The 22273-nt window shown below is 71.1% G+C and carries 20 protein-coding genes; 12 read left to right on the top strand and 8 right to left on the bottom strand.

Translation table 11 applies throughout. The features are described from left to right. Positions 1 to 10: 10 nt before the first annotated feature. From F9C12_RS36675 to F9C12_RS36685, 3 genes are all read right to left on the bottom strand, one after another. Positions 11 to 1354 carry an MFS transporter gene (locus tag F9C12_RS36675; protein WP_409463512.1) on the bottom strand — a complete coding sequence of 448 codons (1344 nt, stop codon included), beginning with the start codon at positions 1352 to 1354 and terminating at the stop codon, positions 11 to 13. Positions 1355 to 1426: 72 nt separating this feature from the next. Continuing rightward, positions 1427 to 1873 carry a MarR family winged helix-turn-helix transcriptional regulator gene (locus tag F9C12_RS36680; RefSeq protein ID WP_409463513.1) on the bottom strand — a complete coding sequence of 149 codons (447 nt, stop codon included), beginning with the start codon at positions 1871 to 1873 and terminating at the stop codon, positions 1427 to 1429. A gap of 278 nt (positions 1874 to 2151) precedes the next feature. Further along, positions 2152 to 2493, bottom strand: a complete 342-nt coding sequence (locus F9C12_RS36685) for a hypothetical protein (protein ID WP_409463514.1) — start codon at positions 2491 to 2493, stop codon at positions 2152 to 2154. A gap of 60 nt (positions 2494 to 2553) precedes the next feature. Here F9C12_RS36685 and F9C12_RS36690 point away from each other — a divergent pair, with 60 nt between their 5' ends. Next, positions 2554 to 5181, top strand: coding sequence for a valine--tRNA ligase (locus F9C12_RS36690; protein ID WP_409463515.1), 2628 nt, complete (start codon positions 2554 to 2556; stop codon positions 5179 to 5181). Positions 5182 to 5449: 268 nt separating this feature from the next. On the opposite strand, the gene F9C12_RS36695 is transcribed toward F9C12_RS36690, so the two are convergent. Both F9C12_RS36695 and F9C12_RS36700 read right to left on the bottom strand, forming a co-directional pair. Further along, complete coding sequence (locus tag F9C12_RS36695; RefSeq protein WP_409463516.1) at positions 5450 to 6325, bottom strand: SGNH/GDSL hydrolase family protein; 876 nt, start codon at positions 6323 to 6325, stop codon at positions 5450 to 5452. A 95-nt stretch (positions 6326 to 6420) separates the two neighbouring features. After that, positions 6421 to 7053 (bottom strand): class I SAM-dependent methyltransferase, encoded by a 633-nt coding sequence (locus tag F9C12_RS36700; protein WP_409463517.1) that lies wholly within the window; start codon positions 7051 to 7053, stop codon positions 6421 to 6423. Between the two features lie 168 nt (positions 7054 to 7221). Here F9C12_RS36700 and folC point away from each other — a divergent pair, with 168 nt between their 5' ends. Both folC and F9C12_RS36710 read left to right on the top strand, forming a co-directional pair. Next, positions 7222 to 8895 (top strand): bifunctional tetrahydrofolate synthase/dihydrofolate synthase, encoded by a 1674-nt coding sequence (gene folC, locus F9C12_RS36705; RefSeq protein WP_409186326.1) that lies wholly within the window; start codon positions 7222 to 7224, stop codon positions 8893 to 8895. Next, a complete protein-coding gene (locus tag F9C12_RS36710) occupies positions 8892 to 9296 on the top strand; it encodes a DUF4233 domain-containing protein (protein WP_409463518.1) in 405 nt (134 codons plus the stop codon). Before folC ends, F9C12_RS36710 begins: the two co-directional genes overlap by 4 nt. Here the strand turns inward: F9C12_RS36710 and F9C12_RS36715 are convergent. Further along, positions 9287 to 9667: a VOC family protein gene (locus F9C12_RS36715; protein ID WP_409186328.1), complete on the bottom strand. Its 381-nt coding sequence runs from the start codon at positions 9665 to 9667 to the stop codon at positions 9287 to 9289. The genes F9C12_RS36710 and F9C12_RS36715 overlap by 10 nt on opposite strands. Before the next feature lie 53 nt (positions 9668 to 9720). Between F9C12_RS36715 and F9C12_RS36720 the strand changes: the two genes are divergently transcribed. The 5 genes from F9C12_RS36720 to F9C12_RS36740 all read left to right on the top strand — a co-directional run bounded on the left by F9C12_RS36720 (position 9721) and on the right by F9C12_RS36740 (position 16678). Next, the gene (locus F9C12_RS36720) at positions 9721 to 10197 is read left to right on the top strand and encodes a GNAT family N-acetyltransferase (protein WP_409186329.1); all 477 of its coding nucleotides are present in this window, start codon (positions 9721 to 9723) and stop codon (positions 10195 to 10197) included. Positions 10198 to 10294: 97 nt separating this feature from the next. Then, the gene (locus F9C12_RS36725) at positions 10295 to 11854 is read left to right on the top strand and encodes an alkaline phosphatase D family protein (protein WP_409463519.1); all 1560 of its coding nucleotides are present in this window, start codon (positions 10295 to 10297) and stop codon (positions 11852 to 11854) included. A gap of 70 nt (positions 11855 to 11924) precedes the next feature. Next, a complete protein-coding gene (gene ndk / locus F9C12_RS36730; protein WP_009081097.1) occupies positions 11925 to 12335 on the top strand; it encodes a nucleoside-diphosphate kinase in 411 nt (136 codons plus the stop codon). A gap of 156 nt (positions 12336 to 12491) precedes the next feature. Beyond that, positions 12492 to 13217, top strand: a complete 726-nt coding sequence (locus tag F9C12_RS36735; RefSeq protein ID WP_409463520.1) for a maleylpyruvate isomerase family mycothiol-dependent enzyme — start codon at positions 12492 to 12494, stop codon at positions 13215 to 13217. 95 nt (positions 13218 to 13312) lie between these two features. Then, positions 13313 to 16678: a phosphodiester glycosidase family protein gene (locus F9C12_RS36740; RefSeq protein WP_409463521.1), complete on the top strand. Its 3366-nt coding sequence runs from the start codon at positions 13313 to 13315 to the stop codon at positions 16676 to 16678. A gap of 35 nt (positions 16679 to 16713) precedes the next feature. Here F9C12_RS36740 and F9C12_RS36745 read toward each other — a convergent pair whose 3' ends face one another. Beyond that, entirely contained in the window at positions 16714 to 17061 is a 348-nt protein-coding gene (locus tag F9C12_RS36745; RefSeq protein WP_409463522.1) for a hypothetical protein, read from the bottom strand. Positions 17062 to 17119: 58 nt separating this feature from the next. On the opposite strand from F9C12_RS36745, the gene F9C12_RS36750 reads away from it, so the two are divergent. The 4 genes from F9C12_RS36750 to F9C12_RS36765 are packed head-to-tail and all read left to right on the top strand — an operon-like array spanning position 17120 to position 20227. Continuing rightward, positions 17120 to 17596 carry a MarR family winged helix-turn-helix transcriptional regulator gene (locus tag F9C12_RS36750; RefSeq protein ID WP_409463523.1) on the top strand — a complete coding sequence of 159 codons (477 nt, stop codon included), beginning with the start codon at positions 17120 to 17122 and terminating at the stop codon, positions 17594 to 17596. Positions 17597 to 17643: 47 nt separating this feature from the next. Beyond that, complete coding sequence (locus F9C12_RS36755; protein WP_409186334.1) at positions 17644 to 18585, top strand: ABC transporter ATP-binding protein; 942 nt, start codon at positions 17644 to 17646, stop codon at positions 18583 to 18585. Beyond that, entirely contained in the window at positions 18585 to 19388 is an 804-nt protein-coding gene (locus tag F9C12_RS36760; RefSeq protein WP_409463524.1) for an ABC transporter permease, read from the top strand. Before F9C12_RS36755 ends, F9C12_RS36760 begins: the two co-directional genes overlap by 1 nt. Next, the gene (locus F9C12_RS36765; RefSeq protein ID WP_409186336.1) at positions 19388 to 20227 is read left to right on the top strand and encodes an ABC transporter permease; all 840 of its coding nucleotides are present in this window, start codon (positions 19388 to 19390) and stop codon (positions 20225 to 20227) included. Before F9C12_RS36760 ends, F9C12_RS36765 begins: the two co-directional genes overlap by 1 nt. A 237-nt stretch (positions 20228 to 20464) precedes the next feature. Here F9C12_RS36765 and F9C12_RS36770 read toward each other — a convergent pair whose 3' ends face one another. After that, positions 20465 to 21898, bottom strand: coding sequence for a S8 family peptidase (locus F9C12_RS36770; RefSeq protein ID WP_409463525.1), 1434 nt, complete (start codon positions 21896 to 21898; stop codon positions 20465 to 20467). Positions 21899 to 22273 lie beyond the last annotated feature (375 nt).

Consider the following 22273-nt stretch of genomic DNA (forward strand, 5'->3'; position numbering starts at 1 on the left):
ACGGGGGTCGTCACACCGCCGCCTGCCGGTCGCGTTCGCGGCGTTCGGCCCTCGCCAGCGCGCGGTCCGCGGCGGTCACGACCAGCAGCAAACCGCTGGTCACGACCAGCACGACGGCCAGCCGGTGCAGCCCGCCGGAATCGGCGTGCCCGCCGTAGCACTGGGCGATGACCGTGGCCGCGACTATCGCGCCGAGGTATTGCGCGGTCCGGAAAAGCCCGCTCGCGGTGCCCATCGTCTCGGCCGGGGTTTCGCGGTAGAGCGTCGTCTGGTTGGCGACGCTGGTGAGCCCTTGCGCCAGGCCGAACAACGCGGCGAGCACGAGCAGCCAGATCAGCGCGGTGCCGTCGTCGACGAACAGCAGCGCGACCGAACCGGCCAGGAGCGCGACGCCGACCAGCAGCAGCCGCAGCCGGACGCCGGTCGGCCGGCCGGACAGCGCGGCCGCGCCCACCGCCATCCCGGACATCGGCAGGAGCAGCAGCCCGGCGGCGGATTCGGCGAACCCGCGCGCCTCCTCGAGCCACTGCACGTAGCCGAACATGATCGTGTAGATCGCCAGGAAACTCAGCGCCTGCCGCAAATACGTGCGCAGCACCGGGCCGTTCGCGGCCAGCATCCGCAGGTCGATGAACGGCTTCCGGGCGCGCAGCTCGACCCGCGCGAACAGCCCGCCGAGCACGATCGCCGCGGCCAGCAGCCACAGATCGCCGACGCCGGGCTCCATCAGGTAGCACAGCAACACCAGCAGCGCGGCGGAAAACAACGCGATCCCGGAGACGTCGATCCGCTCGGCCGGCTTCTTCGCCGGCGTGTCCTTCGGCACCCACAGCAGGGTCAGCACGAGGGAAACGCCCGCCAGCGGAAGGTTCACCGCGAAGATCGCGGGCCAGCCGAAGAGCGCGATCAGCACGCCGCCGAGCGTCGGGCCGATCACCATGATGGTCTGCGCCGACATCGCCAGCACGGACAGCACCCGCGCGGGAACGCCCTCGCCGATCTCGTCGGCGCGCCGGCGCAGCACCGCCATCGCGGCCGGGAAGCCGGCGCAGGTGCCGACGCCGAGCACCGCCCGGACGCCGGTGAGCCATTCGACCGAGACCGGGATCATCCCGGCGATCCCGGCCGCCATCACCACGGACGCGCCGCCGAGCAGCACGCGCCGGGCGCCGTAGCGGTCGACGAGCAGTCCGACGACCGGCTGCCCGACCGCGGTGGCCAGGTACAAAGCGGAAATCAGCCAGGCGGTGCGGCCCGGCCCGGCGCCGAAGGCCTGCCCGATCGGGACGAGCGCGACGGCGATGAGCGTGGAGTTGATCGGGTTCAGCACGGCGCTCGCGACCAGCGGGGTCACCAGGCGCGCGCCGAAACGGGATTTCGCGGGGGCGGTCGCGGTGTTCGTCAGTGCTCCTCAGGGTTGGCGGGGTCAGCGCTGGGCGATCCGCTGCAGCAGCGGCAGCGCGCGCCGGACCGTTTCGAGTTCGTCTTCGGTGAGTTCGTCCGCCAGCGCGGCGGCGAGCCATTCGTCGCGGTGCTGCCGGATCCCGATGACGGTCTTCTCGCCGAGTTCGGACAGCGAAATCACGACGCGCCTGCCGTCGGCCGGGTCGCGCGTGCGGTTCAGGTAGCCGAGCGAGTCGAGCACGCCGAGCGTCGCGGCCATGGACTGCTGCCGGACGTGCTCCGCGGCGGCCAGTTCGGCCTGGGTGCCGGGACCTTCGCGGTGCAGCCGGTTGAGCACCGCGGTCTGGGTCGGCGTGAGGATCTCGGCGTTGTCGACCTGCCGCAGCCTGCGGTGCAGCTGGCCGACGACGCCGCGGATCCAGCCGGCGGACTCGGCGACGCGGGGCGGGACGGACGGCTCCTCGGGCATAAGCACAGTCTAGCCTGTTGAGTTCAGCCTGTGCATCCTCGGCCGAAGGCTGGTCCCGGCAAGCCCGGTGACCAGGGCGGCATCGGGCCCCTCGGTGCGGAAGATCAACGACGACAGCGTCGAGATGGGCATGGCTGTCCCCGCTCCGGCCCGAGCTGGGCGCCACGGTGAAAGGGCGGTACGCGTCAGCAGCGACGCTGCCTTCCGGGCAAGAAGGTCAAGCGGCTGGTGACGGTGAAGAGGATCGGCGCCGCGATCCTGGATGTGAGGGCCGCGTCCTAGAGCGGCTGGCTGCTGGGCGCGGCGGAGGAGCCGAGCCCGACGATGTACCCGATCTTCCCGTCGTTCACGCCGGCCGGCTGCACCTGGTGCACCACGATCGCCGCGGCGAGCAGCAGCACCAGCCCGACGATCGCGGCGATGCCCGGCCAGCGGCTCGGCGCCGCGCCGCCGCGGCCGTACACCGGTGACGGAGCGTTGCGGCGTTCGCGCTTGCGCCGCTTCTTCAGGTCCTTCTTGGCGCCGAGCCACGCGTCCCGCTGGGCGTGCTTGCGCCACTCCGGGTCCATGAGGTCCGGATGGGTTTCCATCCGGTCGTCCGGATCCTCCGGCCGAGTCATCGGCGCACCGCCTTTCCCCCTGCGTAACCCCGCCGCGGCGGGTTCGTAGACTTGTCCATTGTGACCGAGAACGCTCCGCAGCAGAAAACCGACCTTCCGGGTGCCTGGGACCCGGCCGCCGAGGAAGCCCCGATGTACGACCGCTGGGTAGCGGCCGGGTACTTCACGGCTGACGCCTCGTCGGACAAGCCGCCGTTCTCGATCGTACTGCCGCCGCCGAACGTCACCGGCAGCCTGCACATGGGCCACGCGCTCAACCACACCCTGATGGACGCGATGAGCCGCCGCCGCCGGATGCAGGGCTACGAGGTGCTGTGGCTGCCGGGCATGGACCACGCGGGCATCGCGACGCAGAACGTCGTCGAGCGCCAGCTGGCCGGCGAAGGGCTTTCGCGGCACGACCTGGGCCGTGAGAAGTTCGTCGAGCGCGTCTGGGAGTGGAAGGCCGAGTACGGCGGCAAGATCCTCGGCCAGATGAAGCGGCTCGGCGACGGCGTCGACTGGTCGCGCGAGCGCTTCACCATGGACGAGAACCTGTCCAAGGCCGTCCAGACGGTGTTCAAGAACTTCTACGACGCGGGCCTGATCTACCGCGCCGAGCGCATCATCAACTGGTGCCCGCGCTGCCAGACGGCGCTGTCGGACATCGAGGTCGACCACAGCGACGACGACGGCGAACTCGTGTCGATCCGCTACGGCGACGGCGACGCCTCGATCGTCGTGGCCACCACTCGCGCCGAGACGATGCTGGGCGACACCGCGGTGGCCGTGCACCCGGACGACGAGCGCTACACGCACCTGGTCGGCACCGAGATCGAGCTGCCGCTGACCGGCCGGAAGATCCCGGTGGTCGCGGACCGGCACGTCGACCCGGAGTTCGGCACCGGCGCGGTCAAGGTGACCCCGGCGCACGATCCGAACGACTTCGAGATCGGCCGCCGCCACGACCTGCCGATGCTGACCGTGATGAACGAGCGCGCCGAGGTCACCGTGCCCGGCCCGTTCGAGGGCCTCGACCGGTTCGAGGCGCGCCCCGCGGTGGTCGCCGCGCTGCGCGAGCAGGGCCGGATCGTCGCGGAGAAGCGGCCGTACGTGCACGCGGTCGGGCACTGCTCCCGCTGCGACACGGTCGTGGAGCCGCGGCTGTCGCTGCAGTGGTGGGTCAAGGTCGCCGAGCTGGCCAAGGCCGCGGGCGACGCGGTGCGCGACGGGCGCACGAAGATTCACCCGGCGGAGCTGGAGAAGCGGTACTTCGACTGGGTCGACAACATGCACGACTGGACGATTTCGCGCCAGCTGTGGTGGGGGCACCGGATCCCGGTCTGGTACGGGCCGGACGGCGAGGTCGTGTGCGTGGGGCCGGACGAGGAGCCGCCGTCCGGGGACGGCTGGACGCAGGATCCGGACGTGCTCGACACGTGGTTCTCGTCGGGGCTGTGGCCGATGTCGACCATGGGGTGGCCGGAGGGGACCGCGGATCTCGCGAAGTTCTATCCGACCAGCGTGTTGTCGACCGGCTACGACATTCTTTTCTTCTGGGTTGTCCGGATGATGATGTTCGGCGTGCAGGAGATGGACGGCAAGCAGCCGTTCGATCACGTGTACCTGCACGGGCTGATTCGCGACGCCAACGGCAAGAAGATGTCGAAGTCGCGCGGGAACGTGATCGATCCGCTGGAGTGGATGGACGCTTACGGGGCGGACGCCACCCGGTTCACGCTGGCTCGCGGGGCCAACCCGGGGGCGGACATGGCGTTGGCCGACGAGTGGGCCGCCGGGTCGCGGAATTTCTGCACGAAGCTGTGGAACGCCAGCAAGTTCGCGATGATGAACGGGGCGACCGCCGAGGGGGCGCTGCCGGAGGCCGCCGAGCTGACCGAGCCGGATCGCTGGATTCTCGGGCGGCTCGCGGCGCTGGTGTCCGAAGTGGACGGATTGTTCGAGGACTTCCAGTTCGCCAAGGTCGCCAACGCGTTGTACCAGTTCACGTGGAACGAGCTGTGCGACTGGTATCTGGAGCTGGCCAAGGTTCAGCTGTACCAAGGGGATTCCGCGCGGGTCGAGGCTACGCGGAAGGTGCTTGGGCAGGTTCTGGACACGGTGCTGCGGTTGCTGCATCCGTTCATTCCGTTCGTCACGGAGAAGTTGTGGACTGCCTTGACCGGCGGGGAGTCGTTGGTCGTCGCGGCTTGGCCGTCGGCGGTCGAGGGATATGCGGATCCGGTGGCGGACGCTCGGATCGCTGACGTGCAGAAGCTGATTACCGAGATCCGGCGGTTCCGGGCGGATCAGGGGCTGAAGCCGGGGCAGAAGGTGGCGGCCCGGCTGGCCGGGGAGGCGGTTCCGGCTGGGCACGAGGCCGGGATTCGGTCGCTGGTGCGGCTTACTGAGCCTGGGGAGGGGTTCTCTGCCAGCGCTTCGTTGGAGGTCGCGTTGGCTGGCGGTGTGGTGACGGTCGAGGTGGATACTTCCGGCACTATTGACGTCGCTGCGGAGCGGAAGCGGCTGGAGAAGGATCTCGGGGCTGCGCGGAAGGAATTGGCGCAGACTGAGGGGAAGCTGGGGAATGACGCGTTTATCGCCAAGGCGCCTGAGCAGGTGATCGAGAAGATCAAGGTGCGGCGGGAGACTGCGGTGGCGGATATTGAGCGGATTGAGGCTCGGTTGGCTGCTTTGCCTGCTTCTTGAGGTCTCCGGCGGCTCGTCGCCCTTGCGGGCGACATTGCGCCTTGAGTGGTTGCGTGGGGCACCCCGAAGCTTGATTGTGCTGACGGTTCGGGGGTGCTTGTCAAGGCGGGAAAGATGCCTTGACAAGCACCCCCGAACCGCAGGGAGGCTTCGTATCGGGGTGCGGGGGAGGGGCTGGGTGCCTCGCTGTTTGGGTGCATCGGTGCCTGTTTTTAGGGACGTGAGGGACCCTGAGGGAAATTGATTCCCTCAGGGTCCCTCACGTTTTTTAGCGGAGTTGTTGGCGGATTACGTGTGCTTCGCCTGCCATTCCTGCGTAGAACGGGTGGTAGGGGGCTGCGGCCAGCAGGTTCAGGTCTTTGCCGTTGATCCAGGCTACGCCTTGGGGTTTGCAGGCGTCGTGGCCGAGGGACGGGGTGTAGGTGTCCACATAGGACGATTTGCCGTCCGCTGCTACTGCATTGCTTACTGCTGCGTTCAGGCCTTCTTCCACGCTGGAGAGCCAGGCGTAGTCGCCGTTCGCGAAGGGCAGGACGTTCGGGCAGTAGCCTTCCGCGGGGGCGATGCGGGGGTAGCCGATGGCCAGCACCTTCGCGTGTGGCGAGCGGGCGTGGATTCCGGCCAGTACTTGCTGGATGGCTGCTTGCGTTTTCGGCAGCAGTGCCTTGATCGTGTCTACGCCGTCTACCGTGAAGTGCCGTTGGCACGGGTTTCCGGTCGGGTCCGAGTCCCGGAGGGTCGGGCAGGTGTCCACCAGTTTGCCGAACAGGCCCGAGTCGTTGCCGCCGATGCCGACGGTGACCAGGTCGGTTTCGGGGCGCAGTGCGGTGAACTGCGGGGGGTTCTGGCCCAGCGGGACGTTTTGCGGGGCGGTCATGTGCGACGTGTTCGCGCCGCCGCAGCTGACGTCGGTGAAGCGGTCCACGTCCAGGGAGTCCGCGAGCAGCGACGGGTAGTTGGACGTCGAGCGGAAGCAGCCGAACGGATCCAGCCTCGGCAGCGGGATGAGCGGGCCCGACGTGTACGAGTCGCCCAGTGCGACGTAGTGGCGGTAGTGCCGGGGCGCGGCGCTCGCGGCCGCCGTCGTCGACAGAAGCAGTGCGATCGCGGCGATCGCCGCCAGCACTATTCGGATGATGCGCATGCGAAACCCGTCCTCCCTAGCGGTACGAACCCGCTTTAGCTTTCGGCGCCGCGGGCGCTTCCGCTCTCCGCCGATCGGGTGGTCGGGGCCGGTTTTCACCCTGCTGCGGGGTGATTCGCGGGCTTCCGCCAGGCCAGCAGGTACCGCCAGAACAGCAGCGGGCGGACTGTGCTGCCGGGGAGCAGGCGTGCGGCGTCGCGGCGGACGTCGTTCAGCGGCGGGAACGTCATCTGGACCGGGGCCTTGGCGACCGGGTCCGGGCCGCCGTTGAGGAGGTCTCCGGCGAAGACGACGAGCCTCGCCAGGGCGTTCGCGGGGGCGGCGACGAGTTCGCGGGCGTAGTCGCCGGGGCGGCTGGGGCGGGCGCAGCCGAGAACGGCGAGGACGCCGCCGGGGGCCAGGGCGGCGCGCAGCCTGGTGACGGTTTCGAACGGGACGTGGTGCAGGGAGGCCAGGCAGGAGATGTAGGCGTAGGACTCGGGTTCCAGGGATGCGCTGGTTGCGTCCGCGCGGCGGTATTCCACCGTGCCTGGTCCGGGGGAACCGGCGGCGGTGGCCCGGGCGAGCATTTCGGCCGACGTGTCGATGCCTTCGACGGTCATCCCGGCGGCGGCCAGCTTGCGGGCGAACCGGCCGTCGCCGCAGCCCACGTCCAGGGCTCGGCCGGGGCCCGGCGGCAGGAGCCGGAGCAGGGCCGGGTGGTAGTGGTGGTTGTGGTCGAAGGGCATGCGCCCGACCTTGCCACGGATCGCCGCGGGCCTGATCGCGCCGAGGCCCCGGGGCCGCCGGGCGCGAGGCGGCCCCGGGTACGCTCGACGGTGTGCCGGGCCGAACCTTTCGCCTGGTCTTCCCGGTCGCGCGACCGCGCCGGGACAACGACTTCGAGGAGTGCACGAGTGCCGCGCGGTGAGGATCCCGAGGAGACCCGGCGGCCGGATCTCGCCGATCCGGACAGTTTCGCGGGCGTCGACGAACTGGGCGCGCTGGCGCACGGCGAGGACGACGACGGCGGCGAGCTGGAGCCGGACCTCGACGCGCCGGACGCGGCCTACACCGTCGGCGGCGGGTCGCGCGGCGGGATCGGCGGCATCGGCCAGCTCGGCGACAACCTGGCGCTCGGCCCGGTCCCGGACCTGCGTCCCGAGGAGGGCGCCGAGCTGCACGAGCTGGACGACGAGGGCGCGCCCGCCGAGTTCGGCGACGAGAACGGCCCGGAGGCCCGCCGCGACCTGATGGCCGCCGAGGCCGAGCTGAACCAGCGCTGGCCGGAGACGAAGCTCGAACCGTCGCTGGCCCGGATCCAGGCGCTGGTGACGCTGCTCGGCGAACCGAACCGCGGCTACCCGGTGGTGCACGTCGCGGGCACGAACGGCAAGGGCTCGGTCGCGCGGATGGTCGATTCGCTGCTGACCCGCATGGGCCTGCGCTCGGGCCGCTACACGAGCCCGCACCTGCAGCTCGTCACCGAGCGGATCGCGCTCGACGGCCGCCCGGTCTCCGCCGCCCGCTACGCCGAGCTGTACTCCGACATCGCGCCGTACGTGGCGATGGTGGACGGCGCGAGCGAGGACGGCGTGCCGATGAGCAAGTTCGAGGTGCTCACCGGGATGGCGTTCGCGGCGTTCGCCGACGCCCCGGTCGAGGCCGCGGTGCTCGAAGCCGGCATGGGCGGCGCGTGGGACGCGACGAACGTGGCCGACGCCCAGGTCGCGGTCATCACGCCGATCGGACTGGACCACACCGAATACCTCGGCCCGACGGCGGTCGACGCGGCCGCGGAGAAAGCCGGGATCATCAAGCCCGGATCGGTCGCGGTGATCGGCGAACAGGACCCCGAGGTGCTGAAGGTCCTGCTGAAGCGCGCGGTCGAGGTCGACGCCGCGGTGGCGCGCGCGGGCAGCGAGTTCGGCGTGCTCGAACGCGAGATCGCGGTCGGCGGGCAGCTGCTGAAACTGCAGGGCCTCGGCGGCGTCTACGACGACATCTTCCTCCCGCTGCACGGCGCGCACCAGGCGGCGAACGCGGCGCTCGCGCTGGCCGCGGTCGAGGCGTTTTTCGGGGCGGGCAAAGACAAACAGCTCGTGGTCGAGGCGGTGCGCGAGGCGTTCGCCGAGGTCGAGAACCCGGGCCGGCTCGAACGCGTGCGCGCCGCCCCGGCGGTGCTGGTCGACGCCGCGCACAACCCCATGGGCGCGCGGGCGCTCGCCGCGACGATCGCCGACGAGTTCAACTTCCGCCGGCTCGTCGCGGTCGTCGGCGTGCTGTCCGACAAGGACGCGCGCGGCATCCTGGACGCGCTGGAGCCGGTGGTGTCCGACGTCGTGGTCACGCGCAGTTCGTCGCCGCGGTCGCTGCCGGTCGAGGACCTGGCGGAGCTGGCCGTGTCGATCTTCGGCGAGGACCGCGTGCTCGCCGAAGGAGATCTGGAGACCGCGATCGAGACCGCGATCGGCCTCGTGGAGCAGAACGACGACCCGGAGGAACCGCTCGCGGGCGGCGGCGTGCTGGTGACCGGCTCGGTGGTCACCGCGGGCGACGCGCGCACGCTGTTCGGGAAGGAACCGGCATGAGCGAGGAAACCCCGGTCAAACCGCCCGCGAAGGACCCGATGAAGGGCTTCCGCGGGGTCATGGCGGGCACGCTGATCATGGAGGCGATCACCGTCGCGCTCGCGCTGCCGGTCGTCGCGAAACTCGGCGGCGGCATCACCAGCTTCACCGGCTGGACGGTCATCGCGCTGGCCGTGGTGCTGATCGCGCTGTGCGGGATGCTCAAGCACGTCTGGGCAGTGCCGGTGATCCTGCTGCTGCAGCTGGCGATCATCGCGGTCGGCGTCACGCAGCCGGCGATCGCGATCATCGGGATCATCTTCCTGGCCGCGTTCCTGTGGTTCCTGTGGCTGCGCCGCGACGTCGCGCGCCGGATGGCCGCCGGGACCCTGCCGAGCCAGCAGCCGCAGGCTCAGCGGTAGACGCTGACCTCGATCAGGTTCCGGTCCGGGTCGCGGAAGTACACGCTGCGGATCGGCCCGGTCGCGCCGGTGCGGTCGACCGGGCCCTCCTCGACCGGCACCCCGTGCGCGGCCAGGTCCGCCACGACCTGCTCCAGCGAATCGGCCGTGATCAGGCACAGGTCCGCGCTGCCCGGCGTCGGCCGCTCCGCCTTGGGCTCGAACTCGTGCCCGGCCTCGTGCAGGTTGATCTTGCTCGCGCCGAACGCCAACGCCGTGCGGCCGGCTCCGAACGTCACCTCGGTCATGCCGAGGACGCGGGTGTAGAAATCGACCGTCGCGGCCAGGTCGGCGACGGTCAGGACGAGGTGGTCGAGCCGGTCGATGCGCATGGTTTCACCCTATTCCGCTGTAACGGCCGGGCCGCCACGGCGACGGTGCAAGTGTGATCGTGGTGCGCGAGCTGAGCGCGGAGAACTGGGCGGAGTGGCGCGACCTCCGGCTGGCGGCGCTGCGCGAGGACCCGGAGGCGTTCAGCTCGAAACTCGCGGACTGGCAAGGCGAAAACGACGCCGAACCGCGCTGGCGGGCCCGGCTGCGCGACGTGGCGCTCAACGTCCTGGCCGACCTCGACGGCGTGCCGGCCGGGATGGTCAGCGCGCATCTTTCCGAACGCGGCGACCGAGCCGAGCTGCTGTCGATGTGGGTGGCCCCGTCGGCGCGCGGCAGGGGAGTCGGGGACGCGCTCGTCCGGGCCGTCGTGCGCTGGAGCGAAGGACGCGGGGCAGCCGAGCTGGCCTTGCGCGTCGCGGGCGGCAACGAGCACGCGCTGGCGCTGTACGAGCGGCACGGGTTCGTGGCGCGTCCTGCCCAGGAAGGCCCCTGCGAGCACGAGATGGTGCGGGAAGCACACCGAGCGTGACGACCGGCTGTGAGCTTCCTCCTGCCGGGTGAGCCGTTCACCCGGCGGCCAACCCGAGTTGGCCGCTTGGCCGCGGTCGCCGGATAGAACGGCCGCCATGACCGAAACGACCCCTTCCCGGCGCTCCGTGCTCAAAGCCGGGATCGCCGTCCCCGCGCTCGCCGCGGCGGGCGGCCTGCTGCTGCCCGGCGCCGCCTCGGCCGCGCCGCTGATCCGCCGCGACCGTCCGGTGCTCGCCCACGGCGTCGCGTCCGGGGACGTGACCACCGGCTCCGGCATCGTGTGGTCGCGGGCCGACCGCCCGGCGCGGCTGATGGTCGAGGTCGCGCGCGACCCGTCGTTCCGGCACGCTCGCCGGGTGCCCGGCCCGTTCGTCACGCCCGCCACCGGCGGCACCGGCAAGGTCCGCGTCGCCGGGCTGGCCCCGGGCACCGAGTACCACTACCGCGTCACCGCCGTGGACCTCGACGGCCGCGGCGCGAGCGAACCGGTCGCCGGCCGGTTCGCCACCGCGCCGGCCGGCCGCGCGAACACCCGCATCCTGTGGAGCGGCGACGTCGTCGGCCAGAACTGCGGCATCAACCCGGCGCTCGGCGGCATGACGATCTTCTCCGCGATGGCCGACCGCCGCCCGGACCTCTTCCTGCACAGCGGCGACACGGTGTACGCCGACGGCCCGCTCACCGAAACCGTCACGCTGCCCGGCGGCGCGGGCACCTGGCGCAACATCGTGACGCCGGAGAAGTCGAAGGTCGCCGAAACCCTCGACGAATACCGCGGCCAGCACGCGTACAACCGCCTCGACGCCAATTTCCGCCGGTTCGCCGCGGAGGTGCCCGCTTATGTCCAGTGGGACGATCACGAAGTAGTCAACAACTGGTACCCCGGCGAAATCCTCAACGACCGCCCCGAATACACCGAAAAGCGGGCCGACGTCCTCGCCCGGCGCGCGTTCCAGGCGTTTCACGAATGGCATCCGATCGACCGCCGCCAGGCCGTCGACGGCCGGGTCTACCGGAACTTCCGCTACGGCAGCCGGGTCGAGGTGTTCGTGCTCGACATGCGCACCTACCGCGACGCCAACACCTCCGACCGGGCCAAGCCGGGCCACATCCTCGGCGAGGCGCAGGCCCGCTGGCTGGCCGACGCGCTCCGGCGCAGCACCGCGACCTGGAAGATCGTCCAGGCGGACATGCCGATCGGCCTCGTCGTCCCGGACGGCAAGGACATCGAGGCGGTCGCCAACGGCCTGCCCGGCGCGCCCGGCGGCCGCGAGACCGAACTGGCCTGGGTGCTGAGCCAGATCTCGCGGCACCGCGTGCGCAATGTCGTGTGGCTGACCGCCGACGTGCACTACACCGCCGCGCACCATTATTCGCCCGAGCGCGCCGCGTTCCAGGACTTCGACCCGTTCTGGGAATTCGTCTCCGGACCGCTCAACGCCGGCGCCTTCGGCCCGAACAAACTCGACCCGACGTTCGGTCCGGAAGCGGTGTTCGTGCACGCCCCGCAGACGCAGAATTCCTCGCCGCTGCAAGGATTCCAGCATTTCGGCGAGGTGAATGTGGACGGTGCGAGCGGCGAGCTGACGGTCGACCTGCGCGACGCGACCGGGGCCTCGCTGTGGTCGAAGACGCTGCGGCCGCAGCGGCGCTGACCGGCCCGGAAAGGGCGTCGGATAGGCTCACCGCCGAATAACACGAATCCGCACAAGGAGAAATACCGTCGTGACTGAACGCACGCTGGTCCTCGTCAAGCCCGATGGCGTCGCGCGCGGCCTCGTCGGCGAGGTCGTCTCGCGCATCGAGCGCAAGGGCCTGAAGCTGGCCGCGCTGGAACTGCGCACCGTCGAGCGCTCCGTCGCCGAGGAGCACTACGCGGAGCACAAGGAGCGCCCGTTCTTCGGCGACCTGCTGGAGTTCATCACGTCCGGCCCGCTCGTCGCGATCGCCGTCGAGGGCCCGCGCGCGATCGCCGCGTTCCGCCAGCTCGCCGGCGGCACCGACCCGGTCGAGAAGGCCACCCCGGGCACCCTGCGCGGCGACTTCGCGCTGGAGACCCAGTACAACCTGGTGCACGGCTCGGACTCGCCGGAGTCGGCCGAGCGCGAGCTGAAGCTGTGGTTCCCGGACCTGTGATCCGGCGCTGAACCCCCGCGACGCCGGGCTGGGACTTCGGTTCCGGCCCGGCGTTCGCGTTTTCTCAGACCCCGGCGGCGCCGCCGCTCCGGGCTCGCCGGGGCGCTGCGATTATTGCCGGTGCTCGAAACCCAGCAGATCGGTTAACCTCCACCGGTGACTGCTCTTCCGCTGCCGCCGCGCGACTACCTGCCCTATCTGCGCTCGCTCACCTCTGCCTTCGCCGAGGAAGCGCCGGGCGACCTCGACAAGCCGGTCCCGCACTGCGGCGGCTGGACCAAGCGCGACCTCGTCACGCACCTGGGCAACGTGCACCGGTGGGCCGCCGGGATCGTCCGCACCGGCGAGCTGAGCAAGCAGGAATTCGACGTCTCGCCGGGCGACGACCTCGCGCCCTGGTACGCCGAGAGCGCCGCCGAACTGCTGGACGCGCTCGACGCGGCCGATCCCGCCGACGAGTGCTGGGTTTTCGGCGCCGCGGAGAAGACGAAAGCCTTCTGGTTCCGCCGTCAGGTGCACGAAACTGCCGTCCATCTGGTCGATCTGTTCGGTGCGCGCGGCGTAACTCCGCGGCTCGATCCGCTGATCGCGGCCGACGGCGTCGACGAGGTACTCGGCACGATGCTGCCGCGCGTCGCGCGCTGGAAGCACGAGGTTCCGCTGGCCGCGCCGATCACCTTGCGCACCGCCGACACCGCGCACTCGTGGACCGTCGTGCCCGGCGAACCGCCCGAGCTGGGCGAGGGCGAAGCGGTGGCCACCGTCACCGCACCCGCGCAGGATTTGCTGGTGCTGCTGTGGAATCGCACCGACAGCCAGCCGCAGATCGCTGGCGACGAGGCCGTCGCGAAGGAGTTCCTCGCCGCGCGCATGACCCCTTGAGGGGATAATCCTGCGCCCATTCAGGTCCCGTTCACCGCGGGGACTTCCCGCGGTCGCGCCGATGGATTTGGCTGAGCTGAGCCATTTTCGCGACTGTGGGGTACCTGGTGAAAAGATCAAGATCCGTCCTGCTCGGCGCCTTGCTGGTGCTGCCGCTGGCCACACCGGCGCAGGCCGACCCGCTCTCCGCTCCGCTCGGCCCGCCGCCGGTCGAGAGCGCCTCCGCCTTCTCCTCGGCCCGGGAGGCCCCGGCCGTCGCCGCGGCGCCCGCCGCCGACGACGGCCTCGAGACCAGCAGCGCCACCAACGCGGTGGCGCCTGGTCTGAACCTCACCCAGTTCGACCGCTTCGACCCGAAGGGCTGGATCCGCGGCGACGCGCTGAGCGTCGACCTGACCAGCAAGGTCCTGAAGCCGACCTACCTCAGCCCGGGCACCGTTTCCGCGCGCACCCCGCTGTCCCAGCAGGTCGCTCGCGCCGGTGCGGTCGCGGGCGTCAACGGCGATTTCTTCGACATCAACGCCTCCGGCGCGCCGCTCGGCGTCGGCATCGACAACAGCGAGCTGCGCAACGCGCCTGCTTCCGGGCACAACACCACTGCCGCGATCACCGCCGAGGGTCGCGCGAAGCTCGCCGACATCTTCCTCGAAGCGTCGGTCACGCTGCCGGACGGCCGCGCGGTTCCGGCTACGAACTTCAACAGCCCGGTGCTCGCGAAGGACGCGCTTGGCGTCTACACGCCGCTCTGGGGTGCTTCGGCGCGCGCGACATCGGTTGCCGGTGCACAGCGGGTTGCCGAGGTTGAGGTCCGCGACGGCGTCGTGACGCAGGTGCGGCCGAAGCCCGCCGACGGCCCGATTCCGGCGGGCAGCACGCTGCTGCTCGGCCGGGAAGCTGGCGCGGATGCGTTGTCGGCGCTGCACGTCGGTGACCGCGTGGGCGTTTCGTACGCGCCGCGGACCGACGCGGGCAAGATCGCGGTCGCGGTCGGCGGGAACAAGACGCTGCTGAAGGACGGGCAGCTCCAGCAACTTGACGACGTCACGCTCGCCCCACGTACCGGCGTCGGGTTTTCCGCTGACGGCAAGCGGATGTGGCTCGTCACGGTCGACGGCCGCCAGGCCGACAGCCGCGGGATGACCGAGCTGGAAATGGCCCGGCAGCTGAAACGGCTCGGTGCCGACGACGCGATCAACCTCGACGGCGGCGGCTCCTCGACGCTGCTCGCGCGTGGCGAAGGAGAAGCCGCGCCGGCGGTGCGCAACTCGCCTTCGGACGGCGAGGAACGCTTGGTGCCCAACGGCATCGGCGTCGCGACCGTGCCCGGCAGCGGACGGCTGACCGGCTTCGCGCCCGCCCCCGCGCAGGAGGGCGACAACTCGACCCGCGTGTTGTCCGGCCTGAGCCGCGTGCTCGTGCCGAACGGCCACGACGAGACGGGTGCCGCAGTGGCGTCGCGGCCGTTCTGGACTACGTCGAACCCGTTCCGCGGCACCGTCACGAAGAACGTGTTCACCGCGCAACCCGACTTCCTCCACCCGGACGCGCGGGTCGACGTGACCGTCACCGCGCACCAGAAGTTCGTGAACGGCCACACGAAGCTGACCGTGCTGGGCAAGCCGGTCCGTCTCGGCGCGAGCACCAAGCAGGTCGCGCTGTCCGGTGCGGAAGCGCGCGGCGAGTTCCAGGTCTACGGCTACGACGCGGACGGTTACGGCACCTGGATCGAACCGTCGGACGTGAAGCTGGAATACGACCCCGCCGTGGTGAAGATCGAACCGTCCGGCAAGGGATTCGCTGTCACCGCGAAGACCGCCTCCGGGGCTACCGCGGTCACCGTGCACGCGGGCGGGAAGACAATGCACCTGGCGGCTTCGGTGGGCACTGAAGCGCGCGTCGCGGCTCCGCTGGCCGGCCCGGAGGGTTGGTCCGCCACCGTGTACCCGGCGGTCGTGGGCGCCGCGCTGTCGTCGGCGGACGGCCGCAACGGCGGCAAGGGCCTGGCGCTCGACTACCGGCTCACCGGCACCACCGCAACCCGCGCCGCGTATGTCAACGCGGCCAGCCCGATCCCGGTGCCAGCCGGCACGCAGAAGATCGGCATGTGGATCAACGGCGACGGCAAGGGCGCCTGGATCCGCGCCGAACTCCGCGACGGAGCCAACACCGCGTCCATTGTGGACCTTTCGCGCAGCGTCGACTGGACCGGCTGGCGGTACGTGACCGCCGGGGTGCCCGCCGGATTGCCGGACGGCCAGCGGCTCACCCGGTTCTATGCCGTGGAAACCGTGGCAGGCAAGCAATACGAGGGCAAGCTGGTCTTCAACGATCTCACCTTCGAGGTCGCGCCGACCACCGCGGTGCCGCACGATCCGGCCGTTCCGGACCCGGCTCTGGTCGCCAACGGCACGCTCGGCAAGGGCGGCCTGAAGATCGCGGTCGTCAGCGACGCCCAGTTCACCGCCGACGCCCCGGACGGCCCCCTGGTCGCCCAAGCCCGCCGGGCACTGCGCGAGGCCGTCGCGGCGAAACCGGATCTCGTGCTGCTCAACGGCGACTTCGTCGACCGCGGCACCGCGCCGGACTTCGTCCTGGCCCGCAAGATCATCACGGAGGAACTGGACGGCCGCGTCCCCTGGTACTACGTCCCCGGCAACCACGAGGCCGAGGGCGGCGACGGTCTGAAGAACTTCCAGGCTGCCTTCGGGGAAACGCACCGCGTGGTCGACGTGCACGGCGTACGGCTGATCCTGATGGATTCCTCGCGAGGTTCGCTGCGCGCGGGTGGCTTCGACCAGGTGCGCATGATGCGCGAGGCGCTCGACAACGCAGCGCAGGACCGTTCGGTGCGCGGCGTGGTCGTCGCGATGCACCACCCGGTAAAGGACCCGAGCCCGACCGGCAATTCGCAGCTGGGCGACCGGAAAGAGGCGGCGTTGCTGCAGACGTGGCTGACCGGTTTCGAGGAGAAGTCCGGCAAACCGGCTGCTTCGCTGGCTTCGCACGCGGGGGTGTTCGGCCTGTCGCGTACGGACGGCGTGCCGTACCTGGTGAACGGCAACTCGGGCAAGACCCCTGCCGCGGCCCCCGGAGACGGCGGTTTCGTCGGCTGGACCCTGGTGCAGGTCGACCCGGCGGACCGCAACCAGCCGGTGCGCTTCGAGACGCGCCCGAACGTCGACGCGCTGACGGTGACCGGCCCCGGCACTCTTTCGCGGGGCGGGACCGGAAAGGTGACCGCTGCGGTGACACAGGAGGGCCGGTCGGTTCCGGTGGCGTACCCGGTGAGCGCCGCGTGGGGCGGTCGCGGGGTGCACGTCGGCAGCTGGCCGCCCGCGCCGTGGGACGTGGTTTCGCTCGACCCGGCCACCGGGACGGTGCGGGGCCTGCGCCCGGGGACGGCGGAGATCTCGGTGACGGTGAACGGGGCGACCCGCTCGGTCCCGGTGACGGTGCGCTGAGCTGTCGTGAGCGGGGCGGTCTTCGGGCCGCCCCGCTATTTCCCCGTGGTGCCGCGCCAAAGGCTGATCGCGAGCGGAACGATCACGACGTCGAGGATCGGGTGGAACACGCTGAACGGGTTGGGATGGACAGCGACCAGCCGGTAGAGCCCCAGCAGTCCGCCGATCGCCGGGAGGATCGCGGCCGCGAGGAAGGCCGGTCGCGCTCGCCGGAACACTCCCGCCGCGATCGCCGCGTAAAGGACCCCGAAGGCCGCTGATCCGACAGTGTCCGAACCGGTTCCGTAGACGGTCAGCTGGCTCACGTGGGTCGCCGCCGACAGGGCGAGGATCGAGCCGAGCAGCCGGGAACGGGCCTGCGAAACCGCGGGGGAGAGCAGCACGGCCGAGCCTCCAAACGGTCAGGTAACCTGACCAAAAAAGTAAGGTAGCCTGACGGGTGTGTCAAGAAGCAGCCCTCCGGAGCCGCCCGCCCTCGTCGCGCTGACCGGCTCGTCGCGGCTCGGCGCGCTGGCCCGGCGGCTCGCCCAGGCGGTGACCGCCGGGGTGCTCGCCGAAGTGCAGCGACGGGACGCCCGGATCCGCGCGGTCCATCTGCGGGTGTTCGCGTCGCTGGAGGACGGGCCGGCGCGAGCGGTCGCCGTCGCCCGGCTTCTCGGGACGACCAAGCAGACGACCGGGCCGGTGATCGACGAACTCGTCGCGTGGGGCTATCTCGCTCGCCGTGACGACCCCGCCGACGCCCGGGCGAAACTCGTCGATTTCACCGCGGCGGGCCGGGATCTGGCGGACGCGGCGGCGGAAGCCGTTCGCGCGCTGGAATCCCGGATGGCCGAGGCGGTGGGGCGCGAGGAGCTGGACCGGTGCCGGATGACGTTGTGGCGGGCGATCGGTGCGCTCGATCCGTCCGGCGGTTGAGCAAACCGGTCGAGAATTGTCGGTCCCTCCCTCTACTGTCGTTCCTCGTGGGAGAGTCGGCAGCGGAACCCGCGCTCGTGCAAGCGAAGGCGCTGGTCAAAAGGTTCGGAGAATTCGAGGCAGTACGCGGCGTCGACGTCGAGGTGCGGCCGGGGGAGGCGTTCGGCTTCCTCGGGCCCAACGGCGCCGGGAAGTCGTCGACGATGCGGATGATCGCGTGCGTGTCCCCGCGCAGCGACGGCGATCTGCGCGTCCTCGGCATGGACCCGGACGTCGACGGGCCGCGGATCCGCGCGCGGCTGGGCGTGGTGCCGCAGGAGGACAACCTCGACGTGGAGCTGACCGTCCGGCAGAACCTGCACGTCTACGGCCGCTATTTCGGCCTGTCCCGCGCGCACGTGCGGAAGAAAGCGGTCGAGCTGATGGAGTTCGCGCAGCTGTCCGACCGGGCCGAGAAACCGGTCGACTCCCTGTCCGGCGGCATGAAGCGGCGGCTCACCATTGCCCGGTCCCTGGTCAACGACCCGGAACTGCTGCTGCTCGACGAACCGACCACGGGGCTCGACCCGCAGGCGCGGCATCTGTTGTGGGACAGGCTTTTCCGGCTCAAGGCGCGCGGCACCACGCTGATCGTCACGACCCATTACATGGACGAAGCAGAACAGCTCTGCGACCGGTTGGTCGTCATGGACGGCGGCCGGATCGCCGCCGAGGGCTCGCCCGCCGAGCTGATCGCGCGGCATTCCACCCGGGAAGTCGTCGAACTGCGGTTCGCGCCGGGGGAGCAGCAGGGCGCGGCCGACCGGCTCGACGGGCTGGCCGAACGCGTCGAAGTCCTCCCGGACCGGGTGCTGCTCTACACGATGACCGGCGAGGCCACCCTCGAGCGCGCGCACGAACGCGGTCTGCGCCCGCTGTCGAGCCTGGTCCGCCGCAGCTCCCTGGAAGACGTCTTCCTCCGCCTCACCGGCCGGACGTTGGTGGACTGATGACCGTTCCCGCCACCGGCCGCGTGGTCGGCCGGTTCCATGGCGCCTGGCTGCGCGTCGAGGGCCACTGGACCTGGTACCGCAGGCACTGGCTCAGCACGCTCTACTCCACCGGCCTGCAACCGGTGCTGTTCCTCGCCGCGATGGGGCTCGGCTTCGGCTCGCAGGTCCAAGCCGGTCCGGCGACCGGAGGCGTGTCGTACCTGATGTACGTCGCCCCGGCGCTGCTCGTGGCCGGTGCGGCGCAGCAGGGCGTCAGCGAGTCGAGTTATCCGGTGCTCAGCGGATTCAAATGGCAGAAGGACTATCTGGCGGTCACCGCGACGCCGGTGTCGCCGGGCCAGGTCCTCGGCGGCCACCAGATCTGGACCGCACTGCGGCTCGCCCTGTCCGGCGCGGTCTACGCGCTCATCGCGTTGCTGTTCGGCGCCTGGGCCAACGCCGGAGCGCTGCTGGTGATCCTCGTCGGCGTCCTCACCGGGCTCGCCTGCGGGTCGCTGATGGCCGCGCTCGCCGCGTGGACCTTCGACGAGGGACAGCGGTTCGGGCTGCTCTTCCGCTTCGTCGTCATCCCGATGACCCTGTTCTCCGGCACGTTCTTCCCGATCGCCCAGCTGCCGCTGTACCTGCGCTGGCTCGCCTGGATTTCCCCGCTGTGGCACGGCACCGAGCTGTCCCGCGCCGCCACGCTCGGCGGGCGCGAACTGCTCCCGGTGCTCGGGCACCTCGCGTATCTGGCCGCGCTGGTCGCGATCGGCTGGACGATCGCGCACCGCGGCTTCTACCGACGGCTGGTGGCGTGATGACCGACCTGCGAACCGCTCCGATTCTCCCGCAGCGGCGGGGAATTCTGCTCCGCGTCCTGCCCGCGGGCATGTACAGCGGGCGCGCCACCGCGCTGATCGAACGCGCGCTCACCGTCTACGGGCGGTCGTGGACGATCCTGGCGTCCGGCGCGCTCGAGCCGTTGTTCTACCTGCTCGCGTTCCAGGTCGGCTTCGGCAAGCTGGTCACCACCGTGCCGGGTCCGGACGGGCAGCCGATGAGCTACGTCGCGTTCGTCGCGCCCGCGCTGCTGGCGTCGTCGGCGATGAACGGCGCGGTCTTCGAGTGCACGTACAACCTGTTCTTCAAACTGCGCTACGCCAAGACCTACGACGCGATGCTGGCCACCCCCATCGGCCCGCTCGACGTCGCACTCGGCGAGATCGCGTGGGCGATGATGCGCGGCGGTCTCTACTCGGTGGCGTTCCTGGCGGTCACCGGCGTGATGGGACTGCTCACGTCGTGGTGGGCGCTGCTGCTCCTGCCCGCCGCGCTGCTCGTGTCGTTCGCGTTCGCGGCCATCAGCATCGCGCTGGTGAGCTTCCTGAAGTCGACGTCGCAGTTCGACTACATCCAGCTCGTCCTGATGCCGATGTTCCTGTTCTCCACCACGTTCTTCCCGATCACGGTCTACCCGGAAGCGCTGCAGTGGCTGGTCCGCTGCTTCCCGCTCTACCACGGGATCGAACTGATGCGCGGGCTCGCGACCGGCATCTTCTCGTGGAGCATGCTGGGCAACCTGGCGTACCTGCTGGTGCTGGCGGCGATCGGGATCTGGGGCGCGACAAGGAGGATCGCGAAGCTGCTGCTTACCTGAACGCGGCCGGGCCGGGCCGGGTCTGGTCAGCGGGCCGGGCTGGGCAGTCCGGTCTGTGCGGAGGCCACTGCGGTGCGGGCGTCGACGAGGCCGTGTCCGTAGAAGCCGGAGCAGGCGTCCTGGGTGTCGCCGCCGGTCGGGCCTGTGGGTGCTGGCCGCGATCGGGATCTGGGGTGCGACAAGGAGGATCGCGAAGCTCCTGCTTACCTGAACGGGGCCGGGCCGGGCCGGGTCTGGTCAGCGGGCGGGGCTGGGCAGTCCGGTCTGTGCGGAGGCCACCGCGGTGCGGGCGTCGACGAGGCCGTGTCCGTAGAAGCCGTTGTATCCGTCGTAGCCGGAGCAGTAGGCGTCCTGGGCGCCGTCTCCGGTCAGGTCGTAGTTGTCCGGGCACGGCATCGGCGTCGCGCGGGAGTCGAGCGCCCGGCGCAGTTCGGCGGCCGTCCACGCGGGATGCACCGACTTCAGCAACGCCAGCACCCCGGCGGCATGCGGCGCGGCCATCGACGTCCCGCACATCGGGGCGTATCCGCCCGGCACGGTCGAAACCACGCACCGGTCGTCGTCGCCTCCCGGGGCGGTGACATCGACCACACCGAGCCCGTAGGAGCTGTAGCCCGACTTCACGCGCTCCGGGCTGATCGCCGACGCGGTCACCACGTCGCGCAGTCCCGCGGGCAGCGCTTCGCACTTCCCGGCGGCGGACGGCGCACCCGAGCGGGCCGACGGAGTGAGGTCGACCGCCTCGTTGGTCGCGGCGGCGACGTTCAGCGTGCCCTGCGAAGTCGCGTACTCCACCGCCCGCGCCAGCACCTCGTGCACCACCCCGCGGTCGTTGCCGCGCACGCAGGACAGGGACCACGGATTCACGAACCAGCTGCTGTTGGCGACCGGCAGATGCCGCGCCGCCGACCACATGATCCCGCAGACCGCCGCCTCCGGATCGGCGTAGCCGCGGTCGTCGATCACCTTCACCGAAGCGATCCGCACGCCCGGCGCGACGCCGGTGACGCCCTTGCCGTCGTCGGCCGCGGCGATGATGCCCGCGACGTGCGTGCCGTGCGCCGAGGTCGTCGGCTGCCAGGCGGCCGGGCCCGGGTCCGGGACGCCGGTGAGACAGCCCGCCGAATCGTCCGGATCGATCGCCGCGGCGAGGTCGGGGTGCTTCGGGTCGACGCCGGAGTCCAAGACGCCGACGACCACCGAGCGGCTGCCGCCGGTCACCTGGTGCGCGGCCGGAGCGTTGATCAGGTTCATGTCCCACTGCTGCGAGGACAGGTCCGCGGCCGGCACCCGCGCCGGGTCGCTGAGCGGGAGCGAGGCGCGCGCGGGCTGGGCGGCCGCGCCCGGCTGTTCGGCGGCGGTGCGGGTGGCCTGCGCGCTGAAGGCCCGCTCCGGGCCGAGCCGGTCCGCGAACGCCCGATCGGCTGACGTGACGACCGCCACGGAAATCTGCGGGTAGTAGCCCACGAGCTGCCCGCAGCCCGCGCTCGTCTGCTGGCGGGCGGAAGATTCCGGGGTGCCGCGGTCGAACGCGACGACGTAGCGCACCTCCCGGCCGCCGGGGGCGCATCCCGGACTCGCGCCGGCGGCGGAGGGGGAGACCGCCGCGCATCCGGCGAGGACCAGCAGCGAGCACACGGCCGCCCGCAGCGGCCGCGCCAGCAGAGACACCGGACCTCCCACCGCGCGCGGGGCTGAACCGGGCGCCCGCGCGAGCGCCCGAGCCCGCACGCTAACCACCCCGGGCCCGGCGCGACAAGCCGACCGCGGAAGTTCGCCCGGGCGCATGAGCGCGGCACGCCCGGGCGCCTGCCGCGGGACACCGACTACACCGGGTGTCCCCCCGGGTGTGGGATACTCGCGTTGGCCGCTGCGCCGACGGGCATCCCGCCCGCGTCGTGAGCGGCCCGGAGGAGTGCCGGACCGGCACCACGCGCGTCGCCCCCGGGAGGCCGGGCCAAGGTCGATGTCGTGGCGGGTGGCCCGGGGGTCGCGAGCAGGCCGGCACCCCGCCGAGCAGACCAGGAACCGAGCGGCCGCCGACCC

The sequence above is a fragment of the Amycolatopsis sp. GA6-003 genome (genome assembly GCF_046267895.1).
Lineage (GTDB): Bacteria > Actinomycetota > Actinomycetes > Mycobacteriales > Pseudonocardiaceae > Amycolatopsis.